Genomic DNA, 17,591 nt, shown 5'->3' on the forward strand with positions numbered 1-17,591 from the left:
GACACTCATGCGACTCTTATGCAATGTGATGTCGTGTTGACGAGATTAACTTTACCGGCTTAAGCGTCAATTAATCAGAGCAACGGTAAAACAGTGAAAGTGTAAAAAACAAACTTTCATCAATTATGAAGAAAAAAAGAATAAATTGCGCAGAGTTGCAATAAAAAATTACAACAGGATGATTTTGAAAGGATTATGGAGAACTATACCTGAACCCTGATTATTAAGAAAGCAATTCACCAGGAATAATCCGTAATAAATAAAAACAGCACGCAAAAATAAGCCCTAAAGGATAAACCTGCAGGGCGAATATATTTATCACAACTTTTCGAGCATCAATCCGGCACGTAAACCACAGGCCACGTTAGGGTTGGGAAAGAGAACGTATTCAACATCATGGGTGACGATAAAACGTTCATCTCCGTCCTGCGCCAGCAAGGTGCCTTCTTTAAAGGGGGTAAAATTTAGCGTCTGGTTATCCATGTGGAGAATGAAATCGTCGCTACGACGCGTGATTTGCGACACCACGCGATAACGCAGCGGGGATATTTCTCTCGTCGGCACCCGCTCACCCCGCAGCAGTTTCTCCAGTGCGTCTGCCGTTTGCGCAAACTGGGTGAGATCGTTTTGCCCGAACGGCAGCGCTTTACCCAGTTCCAACGTACAGGCCAACGCACCAAAATATTCACCACTAAAATGGGTGAACGTGCCGCCAGGCGTCTGATGGAAAACCAGCGCTTCCAGTCCCGCATCTCCCAGCCATTCAAGAAAATCCTCGTCCCAGGCAACGTTGCGTTGTGGCAATACGCCAAAGCGCAGATGCTGTGAACCGCGGATCGCGGTGTGCAGATCCAGATGCCAGCGTGTTGGCTCTTTCGCCCGCGAATAAAAATCTTCCAGACACAGCTCAAGCTCATGGGCTCGGTGCGTTTCTTCACTTGCGGTAAAAATCTGCCACCGACCGCCAAACATACGATTCAGGTCGCTATGACAATACCGTTTTCCCGCAGCCAGCGCCTGCGGGTTTCCCAGAATCACCAGCAGCCGCCATGTCAGTGTCAGCTCGCCGCTAAACAGCCTGGAAAGCAATGAATCGAGTATCTCTACCGGCGCTGTTTCATTGCCATGGATCCCCGCAGACAGCACCAGAGCATGTTCAACGGGTGCAAGCGGCGTCAGTTCCAGAATTCCGTGACCGATCCACTGCCAGTCAAAACCATGAGTGGTTCCTTGCGTTTTCTCTGGAGTGGCGCCTGCGAGCGTAATAGCCAGAAAGTTATCCATGGTGCATCCCCTCCTGCTGGAAAGGATACACTGAGCCGAGTTTGAGCAATTGCGTCAGCGTATCCAGCGCTTCACGCCCCTCGCGCAACAGCTGTGGGTCGGCAAGGTCGGCAGCGGTAAGACGATCGCGATAGTAACGGTCAACCCAGTTATTCAACGTGTTAAACAGCGTGTCGTTCATGATAACCGCCGGATTCACCGCCTGCTGTTCCTGCTGAGTGAGCACCACTCTCAGGCGCAAGCATGCCGGACCACCGCCGTTGGACATACTTTCACGCAGATCGAATACCCGCAGGTCATCGATCGGATTGTCTTCCTCGAGAAGCCGGTTCAAATACCGCCACACGCCAGCATGCTCCCGACACTCCTGCGGCAGGACCAGCATCATCGAACCGTCACTACAACTCAACAACTGGCTGTTAAACAGATAAGTGGTCACGGCATCCTGCACCGACACTTCCGCTGTCGGGACTTCCAGCGGGGTAAAACCTGCCACCTGGCTGCGCAACTGCTCTAACAATGCTTGCTGTCTGACAAACGCCTGCTGATGACAAAACAGCACCTGGCGATTCGACACCGCAATCACATCGTTATGGAACACGCCAAGATCGATAACGTCCGGGTTTTGCTGAGCAAAAATGCGCTGATGCGGGTTGACCTGATTCAGTCGCGCGACCGCCTCGCTGGCCTCACGGGATTGCCTTGCCGGATAGCGCTTCGGTTGGGATGCATTGCCTTCTTCACGACCGTAAACAAACAGCTGTACGCCGGGATCACCGTAATCTCCACCGAGGCGGTTATGGTTTGCCGCCCCTTCATCGCCAAAAAGCGCAACCTGGGGTAACGCACTGTGGACTGCAAAGCTATTCTCATCACGGAAAATCGCCCGTAACAATGCTTCGGTAGTAGGCGCTTCCAGTGAACGGTGGAACTTATTATTCAGATTCGCCACCGTCAGATGCACTTTCCCGTCCAGCGAGTCTGCCGAAGGGCACACCGTTGCCGCATTCGCTACCCACATAGGCGATGCGGAGCTGGCACTGGAGAGCCAGTGAGGCGCCTGACGCGCCACTTTATCCAGCACCTGTTCGTCACTGCCGCTAAAACCCAACTGACGCAGAACCGGAATATAAGGCCGCTCGTGGGGCGGGATCACCGCCTGAGGAAATCCCGCATCCGCCAGCGCTTTCATCTTTAGCAGACCTTGCTTTGCCGCCAGACGCGGGTTCGACACCTGAAATCGATGTTTGGTTGAGGCCTCATTACCAAATGACAATCCAGCATAGTGGTGAGTTAGCCCCACCAGACCATCAAAATTTACCTCACGGGCTTTCATAGCTTATCCTCGCGAGAAAAATCCAGTCCGGGGCTAAGCGCCGATGGCAGCGTTAAGGCCGGGGATTCCAGACTTGCCATCGGCCAGGCGCAATAATCTGCGGCATACCACGCGCTGGCGCGATGGTTCCCGGAAGCGCCTACACCGCCAAACGGTGCGGTACTGGCAGCGCCGGTTAACGGCTTATTCCAGTTGACGATCCCTGCCCGCGCCTCCAACAGTAGCTGTTCAAACTGGCCGCGATCGGGCGAAACTAACCCACACGACAATCCAAAGCGGGTGTTGTTCGCCAGACGAATCGCATCATCAAAGCTGTCATAACGCCAGACGCCGAGCAGCGGACCGAAAACCTCTTCATCAGGTACGTTCCCCGCCCCGGTCAGTTCGATGATTCCAGGGGTCAGCAGTGACGTTCCGGCATTTACCAGACGTGGCGCTAACAACGTACGGCCGCCCAACGACGCCAGACGCTGCCAGGCATCATAGACGTGTTGCGCGGCCTGTTCGGAAATCAGTCCTCCCATAAATGGCTGCGGTTGTGCATCCCAGTTACCGGGCATTAAACGCTGACTAACCTCCACCAGACGCGTCAGGAACGCATCACCCTGCGCGCCTTTTTTTACGAGCAGGCGGCGGGCACAGGTACAGCGCTGTCCGGCGGTGACAAATGCGGATTGAATAGTCAGATGCACCGCGGCATCAATATCCTCCGGATTTTCAATAATCAGCGGGTTGTTGCCCCCCATCTCCAGGGCAAGGATTTTTTCCGGCTGGCCGGATAACTGCTTATGCAGCTGATAACCGGTATTCGCACTGCCGGTAAACAGCAGACCATCAAGATCTTCCTGCGCGCTCAGCGCCTGCCCCGTTTCGCGTCCGCCCTGCACCAGGTTCAGCACGCCCGGCGGCAATCCCGCCAGCTCCCACAGCTTTGTCACGGCTTCGCCGGTCCACGGCGTCAGCTCGCTGGGTTTGAAAATCAACGTATTGCCTGCCAGCAGTGCCGGAACAATATGACCATTGGGTAAATGGCCGGGGAAGTTATACGGGCCAAATACCGCCAGTACGCCGTGCGGGCGATGGCGCAACGTTGCCGCGCCATCCGGTAACTCGCTGTGCTGCTCTCCGGTACGGGCATGATAAGCTTTCACGGAGATGGCAATTTTATTGATCATCGCCGTCAGTTCAGTCGCGGCTTCCCAATGAGGTTTGCCGGTTTCCCGGGCGATAATCTGGGTCAGCTCGGCTTTATTGCTTTCCAGCAATGAAGCAAACTTTTCAACAATAGTCTGACGGGCGCTAAAGGGCTGTTTAGCCCAACCGGTAAAGGCAGCGCGCGCGGCCCGACACGCCTGTGCTACCTGAGTTGCATCGGCATCATTGCCCTGCCACAGCGCATCACCGCTTACCGGATTGGTTTTCACCCGACGCTCACCCTGCCCGGTCACCCAGTCGCCGTTTATCCATAATGTCATGCTGTTTTCTCCTCTGCACAAAGACGTACAAAACGTACATGGTCGCCCGCGTGGCATTTCAGGGCATCCAGTTGCGCCGCCGTCAGTACCAGACGTTGGGTATCCGGGTCTGCGCGAACCAGCATGACGCGGAAATTTTGATAGTTTTCATTGGCAACCAGACAGGCCGGATAATCGCCGGTTGCTGGCTGACCTTCCGCCACTTCCACCAGCCTGCTTTTACGAATAGCCCGAACCCGGTCGATATCGCATTCCAGCGTTGGCCCGCCGTCGAAAATATCGACATAGTTGCGGTAGCGAAATCCTTCTTTCTCCAGCACCGCCCGCGCCGGGGCCGTTTGCGGATGCACCTGACCAATCACGCCTTGCGCTTCATCAGACAGAAAATGGGTATAAATAGGATGCTTGGGCATCAGTTCAGCAATAAAGGCTTTCTGTCCTGTTCCGCAGAGAAAATCCGCCCGGCTAAACTCCATCGAGAAAAATCGTTTGCCGAGGCTTTGCCAGAACGGAGAGTAGCCATGCTCATCGATCACGCCGCGCATCTCGGCCACGACCTTCTCATTGAATCGATCACGAAAGGCCGCCATAAACATAAAGCGCGATTTTGACAGCAAATAGCCGTTGCCTTCTTTTCGCCAGTCCGGATCGAGAAACAGAGTGCAAAGCTCGCTGCTACCCGTGTGATCGTTACTCAGAAACAGTGTCGGCAGCGCGTTGTACACGTTCAGCTCTTTCGACGCGTGCACCAGAGTACCGACCCGGTAGTTGTACCAGGGGTCGTTAAGCCCCACCGCCACCTCGATGGCGCAAATTCCCGCCACGGTTCCGCTGGCGCTGTCTTCCAGCACAAACACATATCCCTGCTCACTTTTTGGCAACTCACCGCGCCAGGTTTGGAGTGAACGTTCGATACGCGCCATCAGCGTAGCTTCATTCGCCGGTAGCGAGGTCAATCCGCCGCCGGTCTTACTGGCAAGCTGCATCAACGCGGTGATATCCGCGCGTTCAATGGGACGAATCACCATCATGATGAACCTCCTGCTTTAATGCGTTCGCAGGCCAGCGCAAAGCGATCCAGTCCGGTAGCGACTTCTTCTTCGCTGACGTTGAGCGCTGGCGCAAAACGCACCACGTTAGCGCCAGCGATCAGTACCATCACCCCGGCAACAGCCGCTTCTTGCGAGATGAGTTTCGCTTTCCCGGCAAATTCCGCGTTCAGCACGCAGCCGATCAGCAGTCCGAGTCCACGAATTTCACTAAACAGTCCAAAACGTTCGTTAATGGCGTTTATACGCTCCACAAACCAGTCGTGGCGCTGTTTTACTCCGTTGAGCACTTCCGGTGTATTCACAATTTCCAGCAATTTACCTGCCACCGCCGTAGCCAGCGGGTTTCCGCCGTACGTTGTACCGTGTGTGCCAACCGTCATCACGCTGGCGCAACGCTCTGTCGCCAGCAGTGCGCCGATGGGGAAACCACCGCCCAGCGCTTTTGCTGTCGTCAGAAGATCCGGCGTCACGCCGTAGTGCATATAGGCATACAGTTCCCCGGTACGGCCAACGCCGGTCTGAACTTCATCAAAAATCAGCAGCGCATTATGGCGATCGCATAACTCACGTAGCCCCTGCAAAAAGGCTTTTGTTGCCGGAACCACACCGCCTTCACCCTGCACAGGCTCCACGATAACCGCACAGGTGGTGTCATCAATCAGTTGGCTGGCAGAATCGAGATCGTTGTATACGGCATGACGGATATCCGGCGGCAGCGGCGCGAAATCCTGTGAGTAGGCAGGCTGTCCTCCGGCGCTGACGGTAAACAACGTGCGTCCATGGAAAGCATTTTTAAACGCTACAATCCCGCTCTTCTGACTGCCAAAACGATCGTGGGCATATTTACGCGCCAGTTTTAGTGCCGCTTCGTTGGCTTCTGCACCGGAGTTACAGAAGAAAATGCGCTCGGCGAAGGTGGCGTCAATCAGCTTTTTCGCCAGACGCAGTACCGGCTCGTTGGTGTAGCCATTTCCCGTATGCCAGAATTTGCTCGCCTGGTCGTTTAATGCCTCGCGCAATGCCGGGTGGGCGTGACCCAGCGCGTTAACCGCAATGCCTCCCGCGAAATCGATATACTCTTTACCCTGCTGATCCCACAGACGTGAACCTTCACCCCGCACCGGAATAAAAGGGGCCGGAGCATATACGGGCATCATCCATTCATCAAAATTTTCACGCGTAATTGACAGAGACATAGCGACCTCAACGGTAAATAAAAGGTTATTTATATGTTAATAAATATAGTGTTTGCGGTGTAAATGTAGATTGCAGGGTTCGTGCCAGCCAGCGAAAAAAGTGCATAAACGGATGTCGATGACGGAATATCAACAGGTTACAACGTGGCGATATTCACTGCATGTGCATATAAAGTGAATATGTTTGCGCATCAGGCGACTAAACAGAGGAAAAAACGCAGTTTTATTCAGTCGCCAAATATAATTCTGGAATTGTGATCGTATACGAAATTTTTCGGAAATTATTGCCCCATTCCGACGCGCTTCGCGCCAAAACGGTGCAGTTTTTGCTCCATCGTTAACACCATTAGCAATCATTGTTGGAATCAGGTGACAAGAAGCAGTCAGCCTGCAGAAATTCTGCTACCATCCTTGCACTATTCATCTTGCAAAGTGGCAGCGACTATGAAATTTGTCTCTTTTAATATCAACGGCCTGCGTGCCCGTCCCCATCAACTGGCAGCCATTGTCGAAAAACACCAACCGGATGTTATTGGCTTACAGGAGACAAAAGTCCACGACGATATGTTCCCTCTCGAAGAGGTAGCAAAGCTCGGTTACAACGTCTTTTATCACGGCCAGAAAGGTCATTACGGCGTGGCGTTGTTAACGAAAGAAACGCCAATTGCGGTACGTCGTGGCTTCCCGGGCGATGACGAAGAAGCGCAGCGTCGGATCATCATGGCAGAAATTCCGTCCCCTCTGGGCAGCATCACGGTGATCAACGGCTACTTCCCGCAAGGAGAAAGCCGTGACCATGAAACCAAATTCCCGGCCAAAGCCGCGTTTTATCAGAACCTGCAAAACTATCTGGAGACTGAACTGAAGCGCGACAATCCGGTATTGATCATGGGCGATATGAATATTAGCCCAACCGATCTCGATATCGGCATTGGCGAAGAAAACCGTAAACGCTGGCTGCGTACCGGTAAATGTTCCTTCCTGCCGGAGGAGCGTGAGTGGATGGAACGCCTGCTGGGCTGGGGTCTGGTGGATACTTACCGTCACGCAAATCCTGAAAAGAATGACCAGTTCTCGTGGTTTGATTATCGCTCAAAAGGCTTTGACGATAACCGTGGTCTGCGTATCGATCTGCTGCTGGCGAGCAACCCATTGGCGGAACGCTGCGAAGAAACCGGCATCGACTATGAAATTCGCAGCATGGAAAAACCGTCCGACCATGCGCCTGTATGGGCTAAATTCCGCGTCTGACCTTCTGCGCCTTTTTACTCTCCGGGCCCGGCCTGGAGAGTCTGTTTATTCTGTGCAAAATCAATAAAGTGACGGTAATACATTGTTACGGCCGGGAATTTATTATATCTTCGCGCGCGCTTTTCGCTGACGAAAATGCTCCATTGCACTCGGTTTTACAGGAGAACCCCCATGAAAAAGAAGTTCGCATAAAGCAGAATACCGGCTGCTGATTGTCGCGGTCCTGTTCTGCGTTCTGGCGGGAGTTTTCCATCATTATGGTCTGACCGACCTGATAACCAATTTCCATCATTTACAAGACGTCATCCGCCAAAGCGGTATGTTCGGCTATACGCTTTATATCCTGCTGTTTATTGTTGCTGCGCTGTGTCTGATCCCAGGCAGCATCCTGGTGATCGTCGGCGGTGTGCTGTTTGGCCCCGTGGCTGGGACGCTTATCTCGTTAGTGGCAGCAACCGTGGCCTCAGCGCTGTCGTTTTTGCTGGCTCGATGGCTTGGACGGGATCTACTACTGAAATACGTTGGGCACACGGCAACGTTTCAGGCTATCGAAAAAGGCATTGCCCATAGCGGAGTAGACTTTCTAATCCTGACCCGGCTCGTGCCGCTGTTCCCCTATAATATTCAAAATTACGCCTATGGGCTGACGGCCATTCCGTTCTGGTCATTTACCGTAATATCGGCACTTACCACCTTACCCGGCATCTTTATCTATACGCTGATGTCGCATGAACTCGCCAGCGAAGGCATTACCCTGGTATTCATCGGTAAGCTTAGCGTGGCAGGGCTGGCGTTATTCACCCTCGTTCAGGCAGCCAAAGCCTGGGCCCGATATAAGCATATCGATCCATCAGCCAACCATGAGTGTACGGGTAAATGATAAAACGGAATAAAGCGCGGCTGACTCGCTATTACCGGGCGGGTTTGATTGCTCTGCTACTGCTCGGGCTAATGGCATGGGCATGGATACCTGGCGTGAGTGATTTTCTCCACGGCAGCCTGGCAGCATTTACCACACTCGATCAGCATGCTCTTGAGAACTTTATTCGTTCTTATGGAACCCAGGCGGCAGTGGTGTCGTTCTTCCTGATGATCTTACAGGCCATCGTTGCACCGCTTCCTGCGTTTGTGATCACGTTTGCCAATGCCTCGCTGTTTGGCGCATTTTGGGGCGGCGTACTATCCTGGAGCAGCGCAATGGCAGGTGCGGCGCTGTGCTTTTTTATTGCCCGCATTTTAGGTCGCGGTGCGGTGGAAAAGCTGACCGGAAAAACGGTGCTGAACAATATGGACGCTTTTTTCGAGCGCTATGGTAAGCACACTATTCTGGTCTGCCGCCTGTTACCTTTTGTGCCGTTCGACCCGGTAAGCTACGCGGCTGGCCTGACCTCAATTCGTTTTCGCCTTTTTTTCATCGCCACCGGCATCGGACAGTTACCCGCCACTATCGTCTACTCATGGGCGGGAAGCCTGTTAACCGGCGGCACATTTTGGTTTGTGACGGGTCTGTTTGTCCTGTTTGCCCTAAGCGTGGTGATATCGATAGCGAGAAGCCTTTATCTTGAGCGCCAACGGAAAAAAAGCTGAGACCTTCCCCCATTTTTAACCATGGAGATATTATGCGTTACTGCTTATTGTGTCTGAGTTTGTTGCTCTGCCCGCTGGCGACGTTTGCCCAGGACGCCAGCTGGCAACAAATCAAAAATGACGCCCGTGGTCAAACGGTGTGGTTCAACGCCTGGGGTGGCGACAATGCAGTTAACCAGTATCTCGACTGGGTTAGCGGCGAGATGAAAACGCACTACGACATTAACCTGAAAATCGTGCGCCTGGCGGACGCCGCCGATGCCGTAAAACGCATCCAGACGGAAGCGGCATCCGGGCGAAAAACCGGCGGCTCTGTCGATTTACTGTGGGTTAACGGCGAAAACTTCCGTAAGCTAAAAGAAGCCGGGCTGCTGCAAACCCAGTGGGCGCAAACGCTGCCTAACTGGCGCTATGTTGATACACAAAAACCGGTGACCGAAGATTTCTCCGTTCCAACAGAGGGGGCTGAATCACCGTGGGGCGGTGCCCAACTCACCTTTATTGCCCGGCGCGATCTTACCGCGCAGCCGCCGCAATCTCCGCAGGCACTGTTTAAATTCGCGCAGGCGCACCCTGGCACGGTGACCTATCCACGCCCGCCAGACTTTACCGGAACGGCTTTTCTTGAGCAGTTGCTAATTTCGCTCACCACCAAACCACAGGCATTGAAAGTTGCGCCAGATGCAGCGACATTCGCCGAAGTTACCGCGCCATTGTGGCAGTATCTTGATACCTTGCATCCTGTACTTTGGCGTGAAGGCAAAGATTTTCCTCCCACGCCAGCACGAATGGATGCACTGCTCAATAGCGGCACCCTGCGTTTATCATTGACCTTTAACCCTGCCCACGCGCAGCAAAAAGTGGCGAGCGGCGAATTGCCTAAAAGCAGCTACAGTTTTGGTTTCTCACAGGGCATGCTCGGCAACGTGCACTTTGTTGCCATTCCGGCGAATGCCCACGCCAGTGCCGGAGCAAAAGTCGTGGCAAACTTCCTGCTTTCTCCTGAAGCACAACTGCGCAAAGCTGACCCGGCTATCTGGGGAGATCCTTCGGTGCTTGATCCACAAAAATTGCCTGACGAACAGCGTGATGCGCTGCTGGCGCGGATCCCACAGGGGCTCCCTGCCGTGTTGCCAGAACCGCATGCAGCCTGGGTAAACGCTCTGGAACAAGAATGGCTACGCCGCTACGGTACGCATTAATTCTGCTACTCTGGGCCATCATGGCGGCAGTTTATCTGCCGTTGGCGCCAGCGGCATGGTCTCTGATAACACCGGCGCTTAGTACCACACACTGGCTGGCGCTCTTTGCCGATCCTCAACTCCCGCAGGCGTTACTGGCAACGCTGGTTTCCGTCGGCCTCGCGGCTGGGGGCGCGCTGATTATCGCGCTGCTGGCGATCCTCGCCTTGTGGCCCGGCGCAGGCTGGGTACGTCTGTATACGCGTCTTCCGTGGCTGCTGGCAATTCCGCACGTTGCCTTCGCCACCAGCGTGCTGTTGGTTTTTGCTGAAGGCGGCATACTTTGGCAATGGCTCCCGTTCCTCAGCCCACAGCCGGACCGCTACGGCATTGGACTTGGCGTAACGCTGGCGGTGAAAGAGAGCGCCTTTTTGTTATGGATCCTCTCGGCCCTGCTAAGTGAAAAACAACTTTCGCAGCAGGTTATCGTGCTGGATTCGCTGGGTTACAGCCGACTGCAATGCCTGAACTGGCTGGTTCTGCCCGCTATCGGCCCGGCATTAGGTAAAGCTATGCTGGCAGTCGTGGCCTGGTCACTCTCCGTTGTTGATGTGGCAATCGTTCTTGGCCCCGGCAATCCGCCAACGCTTGCCGTATTGAGTTGGCAGTGGCTCAGTCAGGGCGACGTCGAACAGCAGGCGAAAGGCGCACTTGCCAGTCTGTTGCTGGTGCTGTTGCTCCTTGTTATCGCGCTGGTGGGTTATCTGTTCTGGCGTGCCTGGCGACATACTATTCCGGCAGTAAACGGTGAGCGCCAGCATTTTTCAACTATGACAATCGCACGCCCGCTGGTACAGATTTTGCCCGTCAGCGGTGTGGTATGCGCGCTGGTACTGGCGCTTATCGCCAGCTATTCCTCGCTAAACAGCGAGGCGCTCAGCAACAGCCTGCAACTGGGGCTTCTTTCCAGCGTGCTGGCGCTTCTGATACTTTTTGCCTGGCTGGAATGGGGTCCACAAACCGGACACCGCTGGGTCTGGCTACCGCTCATTTTGCCTGCGCTACCGCTGGTAACCGGACAATATCTGCTGGCGTTATATGCCGAACAAGATGGACTGATGACGACCATTATCTGGGGCCACCTGCTGTGGGTGATGCCCTGGATGCTATTTGTGCTTAAACCGGCGTGGCAGCGCATTGACCCACGATTAATTTTGATTGCGCAAACCCTGGGCTGGACGCGGGGGCGGATATTCTGGCTGGTGAAATGCCCGCAGCTGGCGCGCCCGGCATTGATTGCCTTCGCGGTTGGCTTCTCGGTTAGTATCGCCCAGTATATGCCAACGCTGTGGCTAGGTGCCGGACGCTATCCTACGTTAACCACCGAAGCGGTGGCATTAAGCAGCGGCGGTAGCAGTGCGACTCTGGCAACACAAGCGTTGTGGCAGCTGCTTTTACCACTGCTCGTTTTCGCACTTGCAGCCTTTCTCGCCGCGTGGATCGGCCGCTTTCGACAAGGACTCCGCTAATGCTTACCGTACGAGGCGTTTCGTTGTACCAGGGCGCGAAAGCGCTGGTGAAAGACGTTAATTTTCAGGTTAACAAAAGTGACATCGTCACAATTATGGGACCTTCCGGCAGCGGGAAATCTTCGCTGTTTTCATGGATAATCGGGGCGTTATCTCCCCAGTTCCAGTCCTCAGGCGAACTGTGGCTTAATGAACGACGCATCGATACGTTACCTACCACGCAGCGCCAGATTGGCATTTTGTTTCAGGATGCGCTGCTGTTTGACCATTTCAGCGTTGGGCAGAATTTACTGCTAGCCTTACCCGCCAGACTGCAAGGTCCTGCCAGGCGTCATGAGGTAGAAAGCGCCCTCGCACGCGCGGACCTGGCAGGATTTTATTCACGCGATCCGGCTTCGCTCTCCGGTGGGCAGCGTTCGCGGGTCGCCCTGCTCCGCGCGCTGCTGGCGCAGCCCCAGGCGCTGTTACTTGATGAACCCTTTAGCAGGCTGGATGCGTCGCTACGCGATAACTTTCGCCAATGGGTCTTCACCGAGGTGCGTAAATTGGGGATCCCGGTGGTACAGGTGACACATGACGCGCAGGACGTACCGCCTGCAGGCCGCGTATTTCAGATGGAAAACTGGGCGTGAATGTGGCGATATGCTGCGTTAACGCAAGGTTTTTACGTAACTGGCGGCACAGAATGTCGTCTTCTTTTTTTCAACGTCGGGCTATTCGATGAAACGTGTTTCTCAAATGACCGCGCTGGCACTGGCTTTAGGGCTCGCTTGCGCTTCTTCCTGGGCTGCTGAAACAGCACAGACGCTCACCCTCAACCAGTTACAGCAAAAGCAAGGCGCGGCGATCGATACCCGTCAGAGCGCTTTTTACAACGGCTGGCCACAATCGCTCAATGGTCCTTCAGGACACGAACCTTCCGCACTGAACCTGTCTGCCGCCTGGCTCGACAAGATGAATGATGAACAACTCAGCGCCTGGGTTAAGTCACATCAACTTAAGACCGACGCTCCGGTGGCGCTGTATGGCAGTGATAACGACATGCAGGCCGTTAAATCCCGTCTGCAAAAAGTTGGCTTTAACCAGATTTCAACCCTCAGCGATGCGCTGACAGATCCTGCGCGTCTGCAACGTCTGCCGCACTTCGAACAGTTGGTCTACCCACAGTGGCTGCACAATCTTCAGCAGGGTAAAGACGTGACTGCCAAACCGGCGGGTGACTGGAAAGTGATTGAAGCCGCCTGGGGCGCGCCGAAGTTGTATCTGCTCAGCCACATCCCCGGCGCGGGCTACATTGATACCAATGAAGTTGAAAGCGAACCGCTGTGGAATAAAGTTTCCGACGAGCAGCTCAAAGCGATGCTGGCGAAACACGGTATCCGCCACGACACCACGGTGATTTTATATGGCCGCGATGTTTATGCCGCCGCGCGCGTGGCGCAAATTATGCTGTACGCAGGCGTGAAAGATGTTCGTCTGCTCGACGGCGGCTGGCAAACCTGGTCCGACTCAGGTTTACCGGTCGAACGTGGTACTCCGCCAACGGTGAAACCAGAACCTGATTTCGGCGTAAAAATCCCTGCCCAGCCGCAGCTGATGCTCAATACGGAACAGGCTCGCGGTCTGCTGCATCGCCAGGATGCGTCTTTGGTAAGCATTCGTTCATGGCCAGAATTTGTCGGTACTACCAGCGGCTACAGCTACATTAAGCCAAAAGGCGAGATCGCAGGCGCGCGTTGGGGCCACGCGGGCAGCGACTCTACCCATATGGAAGATTTCCATAATCCGGATGGCACCATGCGCAGCGCGGATGACATCGCCGCCATGTGGAAGCAATGGAATATCCTGCCGAATCAACAGGTCTCTTTCTATTGCGGTACCGGCTGGCGTGCTTCAGAAACGTTTATGTATGCCCGCGCAATGGGCTGGAAAAACGTCTCTGTTTACGATGGTGGCTGGTACGAGTGGAGCAGCAATCCGAAAAACCCGGTCGCCAGCGGTGAACGGGGTCCAGACGCCAGCAAGTAAGACTGGCATTATTGCCGGATGCGGCGAGAACGCTTGACCCAGGCTACCTATATCATTGTTGTAGGCCGGATAAGCGAAGCGCATCCGGCAACGCATTACCTTACACCTGACGCTGAACGGTTTTCAGCGTCAGATATCCGCTCCAGATCCGGGTGAACGTTGTCATCCAGCACAACGCGCCAAAGACCCACGCCAGCACGGCAAAATAGTCCGGGAACAGACACCCCAACACAAACAGCAAAATTGTCTCAGTTCCTTCGGTCAACCCGCCCAGATAATAAAACGATTTATGCGCATAACCGGGGTTATCAATCTGATGTTTCGCTGCCAGTGCGGCGAAGGCCAGAAAGCTGCTACCGGTGCCAATAAACGCGAACAACAGCCAACTGCCTGCCAGCGCATTTTGCGCCGGAGCGGCAAGAATAAAGCCAAACGGCACAAGGGCGTAAAACAGAAAATCGAGCGAGATATCGAGAAATCCCCCCGCGTCGGATAGTCCTCTGCGCCGTGCCAGCGCCCCATCCAGTCCGTCAAACAACCGATTGAGCACAATGGCCACCAGCGCCGCCAGATACCAGCCTAACGCCAGAAATGGCAACGCCAGCACGCCAATGGCAAATCCGACCAGTGTAAGTCCGTCCGGGGTAATCGCCGGTTTATCGATAATACCTACGCACCGATGCAACAGCGGTTTTAATCGTGGATGAAGATGGCGGTCAAGCATGCGGGCGTCCTTTAAAACTGTCGCACAGTCCCTGCGAGGGAATATCGAGAGCGGCATTAAAACGCGCCGAGAGATTTTGAAACGCAATCAGCGCGGTCATTTCCGTAATGGCATCATCGGTAAAATGCTGCTTCATCTGCACTTTCAGCGCATCGTCAACCTGTGGAGGCGTTGCGGTAACCGCATCGGCATAGGCCAGCGCTACGCGTTCTTCTGCACTGAACAGCGTCGAATCTTGCCAGGTGGCAACCTGCATGACTTTATCCAGCGCGCCACAGCGTTCTGCCAGCCGTAAACTATTCGCATCAACACAGAAAGCGCAATGGCAGACCTGAGAAACGCGGGTCATCAACAGCGCACGCATCACCGGCGTTAAGCGCGCCTTTTTACGCTCCAAAAACCCGACAAACAGCGCCACCAGCCAGAACAGAAACGGCATCCTCCCCCACCAACGCGTGGGATGCAGCACATCGCCATAATGTTTTTTCTGCGTGGCAACGAGCGGTTTTAAACTGGAAGGGATACGCGTTAACGGCTTTACCCACGACTGAGGTTCGTTCAACGGTGGCTCCTGAATACTTTAGATAAAACAAAGATAACGATAGTATGTCATTTTCTGCTGTTAGATCTTGATGAATATGATGAAAACCCTCGACGTGGTCGCCGCTATCATTGAACGTGATGGCAAAATTTTACTGGCTCAGCGTCCGCTGCATGCGGATCAGTCAGGCATGTGGGAGTTTGCCGGCGGTAAGGTTGAATCTGGCGAAAGTCAGCCCGAGGCGCTGATCCGTGAACTGCGTGAAGAGTTGGGCATTGAGGCGGTCGTGGGGCGCTACATTGCCAGCCATCAACGCGAGGTTTCAGGCCGATTGATTCACCTACACGCCTGGCATGTACCGTCTTTTCAGGGGGAATTGAGAGCATTTGAACATCAGGATATCGTCTGGTGCTCACCTGAAGAGGCGCTGCGTTATCCGCTGGCACCCGCCGATATCCCGTTGTTAGAGGCGTTTATCCTTTTACACGCCGCCAGACCAGCGGATTCGTGCTGATCGTTTTATCATCGCGCTGGCACTGCAACAGAACGCCATCGGCTTTAATCACCGCCCCTTCAGAGTAGTTTTGATCCTGATAAATACAGCACTGGCTACAGGGCTGCGCCCGCTGACCGCTGGAACTGAACACTTCCGGCGGTACATTCACCTGCACGTCCGGGCGATAAAGCTGATTTGCCAGCGTCGCGCAGGACACCAGTACCAACGCTCCTGCCATGATTAAACGGCGCATTGTCTTTCCTTTTTAACTGACATTTATGCTCAGTATAACGGTATAAATCGGCAGAAACTTTAGTCCCTTCCATCATCGCTTTTGGTTATGACCCACGGCGCGATATTAATTTACTTAGCGGGGTTAATTTTTTCTTGCGTCCCGTCACACTGCTGATGGTATAGTCAAAAACTGCACAACACATAACATAAATATCAAAAATATAACCATATCAATACATAAGAGGTTCTTATATCTATGGATCAGACATGTTCTCTGGAGTCATTTCTTAACCATGTGCAAAAGCGCGACCCGAATCAGACCGAGTTCGCGCAAGCCGTTCGTGAGGTAATGACGACGCTGTGGCCCTTTCTCGAGCAAAACCCGCGTTATCGTCAGATGTCGTTGCTGGAACGTCTGGTTGAACCGGAGCGCGTGATCCAGTTCCGCGTAGTTTGGCTGGACGATCGCAATCATGTGCAGGTCAACCGCGCGTGGCGCGTACAGTTTAGCTCTGCCATTGGCCCGTACAAAGGCGGTATGCGTTTCCACCCTTCCGTGAACCTGTCGATCCTGAAATTCCTGGGTTTCGAGCAGACCTTTAAGAACGCCCTCACCACGCTGCCAATGGGCGGTGGTAAAGGCGGGAGCGATTTCGATCCGAAAGGTAAAAGCGAAGGCGAAATCATGCGTTTCTGCCAGGCACTGATGACCGAACTGTTCCGCCATTTAGGTCCTGATACCGACGTCCCGGCGGGCGATATCGGCGTGGGTGGTCGTGAAGTCGGCTTTATGGCCGGGATGATGAAAAAACTGTCCAACAACAGCGCCTGCGTCTTTACCGGTAAAGGTCTCTCTTTTGGCGGCAGCCTGATCCGCCCGGAAGCCACCGGCTACGGTCTGGTGTATTTCACCGAAGCAATGCTCAAACGCCATGGTCTGGGCTTTGAAGGCATGCGCGTGGCGGTTTCTGGCTCCGGCAACGTAGCGCAATTCGCCATAGAGAAAGCCATGGAGTTTGGCGCGCGAGTAGTTACCGCCTCCGATTCCAGCGGTACCGTAGTTGACGAAAGCGGATTTACCAAAGAAAAACTGGCGCGTCTGTGCGCGATCAAAGACAGCCGTGACGGTCGCGTGGCGGATTACGCCCGTGAGTTTGGCCTGACCTATCTGGAAGGCAAACAGCCGTGGTCGGTTCCGGTCGATATCGCCCTGCCGTGCGCCACTCAGAATGAACTGGATGTCGATGCAGCGCGCGTACTGATCGCCAACGGCGTGAAAGCTGTCGCCGAAGGGGCAAACATGCCGACTACTATCGAGGCCACCGATCTGTTCCTCGAAGCGGGCGTACTGTTCGCACCGGGTAAAGCCGCAAACGCCGGTGGCGTAGCGACATCCGGTCTGGAAATGGCGCAAAACGCCGCTCGTCTGGGCTGGAAAGCGGAGAAAGTGGATGCGCGCCTGCACCACATCATGCTGGATATTCACCATGCCTGCGTTGAATACGGCGGCGAAAGCAAGCAGACCAACTACGTACGTGGTGCCAACATCGCGGGCTTCGTGAAGGTTGCCGACGCGATGCTGGGTCAGGGCGTGATTTAATATTGTCTCTGCAGGCCGGATTGGGCACGGGTGCCGCATCCGGCTAAGCCTGATGCGCTATGCTTATCAGGCCTACA

At 54.3% G+C, this 17,591-nt stretch carries 17 protein-coding genes; 9 read left to right on the top strand and 8 right to left on the bottom strand.

Features of this window, described 5'->3' with window-relative positions; all coding sequences use genetic code 11:
- Positions 1 to 318: 318 nt before the first annotated feature.
- From astE to astC, 5 genes are read right to left on the bottom strand one after another with little or no spacing between them, the layout of a single operon-like run.
- Positions 319 to 1,284: a succinylglutamate desuccinylase gene (astE, locus tag LY264_RS14250; RefSeq protein ID WP_048226769.1), complete on the bottom strand. Its 966-nt coding sequence runs from the start codon at positions 1,282 to 1,284 to the stop codon at positions 319 to 321.
- Positions 1,277 to 2,620 (bottom strand): N-succinylarginine dihydrolase, encoded by a 1,344-nt coding sequence (astB, locus tag LY264_RS14255; protein ID WP_048226771.1) that lies wholly within the window; start codon positions 2,618 to 2,620, stop codon positions 1,277 to 1,279. Before astB ends, astE begins: the two co-directional genes overlap by 8 nt.
- A complete protein-coding gene (astD, locus tag LY264_RS14260) occupies positions 2,617 to 4,095 on the bottom strand; it encodes a succinylglutamate-semialdehyde dehydrogenase (RefSeq protein WP_048226773.1) in 1,479 nt (492 codons plus the stop codon). The genes astB and astD overlap by 4 nt, the downstream gene beginning before the upstream one ends.
- Positions 4,092 to 5,126 carry an arginine N-succinyltransferase gene (gene astA / locus LY264_RS14265; protein WP_048214344.1) on the bottom strand — a complete coding sequence of 345 codons (1,035 nt, stop codon included), beginning with the start codon at positions 5,124 to 5,126 and terminating at the stop codon, positions 4,092 to 4,094. The genes astD and astA overlap by 4 nt, the downstream gene beginning before the upstream one ends.
- The gene (gene astC, locus LY264_RS14270; RefSeq protein WP_048214345.1) at positions 5,123 to 6,343 is read right to left on the bottom strand and encodes a succinylornithine/acetylornithine transaminase; all 1,221 of its coding nucleotides are present in this window, start codon (positions 6,341 to 6,343) and stop codon (positions 5,123 to 5,125) included. Before astC ends, astA begins: the two co-directional genes overlap by 4 nt.
- A gap of 444 nt (positions 6,344 to 6,787) precedes the next feature.
- On the opposite strand from astC, the gene xthA reads away from it, so the two are divergent.
- From xthA to LY264_RS14305, 7 genes are all read left to right on the top strand, one after another.
- Complete coding sequence (gene xthA, locus LY264_RS14275; RefSeq protein WP_003030642.1) at positions 6,788 to 7,594, top strand: exodeoxyribonuclease III; 807 nt, start codon at positions 6,788 to 6,790, stop codon at positions 7,592 to 7,594.
- Between the two features lie 223 nt (positions 7,595 to 7,817).
- Positions 7,818 to 8,474 carry a TVP38/TMEM64 family protein gene (locus LY264_RS14280; protein ID WP_168978432.1) on the top strand — a complete coding sequence of 219 codons (657 nt, stop codon included), beginning with the start codon at positions 7,818 to 7,820 and terminating at the stop codon, positions 8,472 to 8,474.
- Positions 8,471 to 9,181 (top strand): TVP38/TMEM64 family protein, encoded by a 711-nt coding sequence (locus tag LY264_RS14285; RefSeq protein ID WP_048226776.1) that lies wholly within the window; start codon positions 8,471 to 8,473, stop codon positions 9,179 to 9,181. Before LY264_RS14280 ends, LY264_RS14285 begins: the two co-directional genes overlap by 4 nt.
- Before the next feature lie 32 nt (positions 9,182 to 9,213).
- The gene (locus LY264_RS14290) at positions 9,214 to 10,383 is read left to right on the top strand and encodes an ABC transporter substrate-binding protein (RefSeq protein ID WP_048226778.1); all 1,170 of its coding nucleotides are present in this window, start codon (positions 9,214 to 9,216) and stop codon (positions 10,381 to 10,383) included.
- Positions 10,356 to 11,891 (top strand): ABC transporter permease family protein, encoded by a 1,536-nt coding sequence (locus LY264_RS14295; RefSeq protein ID WP_048226780.1) that lies wholly within the window; start codon positions 10,356 to 10,358, stop codon positions 11,889 to 11,891. The genes LY264_RS14290 and LY264_RS14295 overlap by 28 nt, the downstream gene beginning before the upstream one ends.
- Positions 11,891 to 12,523, top strand: coding sequence for an ATP-binding cassette domain-containing protein (locus tag LY264_RS14300; protein ID WP_048226782.1), 633 nt, complete (start codon positions 11,891 to 11,893; stop codon positions 12,521 to 12,523). The genes LY264_RS14295 and LY264_RS14300 overlap by 1 nt, the downstream gene beginning before the upstream one ends.
- Positions 12,524 to 12,611: 88 nt before the next feature.
- Positions 12,612 to 13,919 (top strand): sulfurtransferase, encoded by a 1,308-nt coding sequence (locus tag LY264_RS14305; protein ID WP_048226783.1) that lies wholly within the window; start codon positions 12,612 to 12,614, stop codon positions 13,917 to 13,919.
- 100 nt (positions 13,920 to 14,019) lie between these two features.
- Here the strand turns inward: LY264_RS14305 and LY264_RS14310 are convergent, their stop codons facing one another.
- Both LY264_RS14310 and LY264_RS14315 read right to left on the bottom strand, forming a co-directional pair.
- Positions 14,020 to 14,643, bottom strand: a complete 624-nt coding sequence (locus LY264_RS14310; RefSeq protein WP_048226785.1) for a CDP-alcohol phosphatidyltransferase family protein — start codon at positions 14,641 to 14,643, stop codon at positions 14,020 to 14,022.
- Positions 14,636 to 15,205, bottom strand: a complete 570-nt coding sequence (locus LY264_RS14315) for a carboxymuconolactone decarboxylase family protein (protein ID WP_020996450.1) — start codon at positions 15,203 to 15,205, stop codon at positions 14,636 to 14,638. Before LY264_RS14315 ends, LY264_RS14310 begins: the two co-directional genes overlap by 8 nt.
- 79 nt (positions 15,206 to 15,284) lie before the next feature.
- On the opposite strand from LY264_RS14315, the gene LY264_RS14320 reads away from it, so the two are divergent.
- Positions 15,285 to 15,698: a pyrimidine (deoxy)nucleoside triphosphate diphosphatase gene (locus LY264_RS14320; protein ID WP_048227038.1), complete on the top strand. Its 414-nt coding sequence runs from the start codon at positions 15,285 to 15,287 to the stop codon at positions 15,696 to 15,698.
- Here LY264_RS14320 and LY264_RS14325 read toward each other — a convergent pair.
- On the bottom strand, positions 15,658 to 15,918 hold the full coding sequence (locus tag LY264_RS14325) for a YnjH family protein (RefSeq protein ID WP_171846094.1): 261 nt from the start codon (positions 15,916 to 15,918) through the stop codon (positions 15,658 to 15,660). The genes LY264_RS14320 and LY264_RS14325 overlap by 41 nt on opposite strands.
- Positions 15,919 to 16,170: 252 nt before the next feature.
- Between LY264_RS14325 and gdhA the strand changes: the two genes are divergently transcribed.
- Complete coding sequence (gene gdhA, locus LY264_RS14330; RefSeq protein WP_048226789.1) at positions 16,171 to 17,514, top strand: NADP-specific glutamate dehydrogenase; 1,344 nt, start codon at positions 16,171 to 16,173, stop codon at positions 17,512 to 17,514.
- Positions 17,515 to 17,591 lie beyond the last annotated feature (77 nt).

This window comes from Citrobacter portucalensis, from assembly GCF_023374935.1.
GTDB lineage: Bacteria > Pseudomonadota > Gammaproteobacteria > Enterobacterales > Enterobacteriaceae > Citrobacter > Citrobacter portucalensis.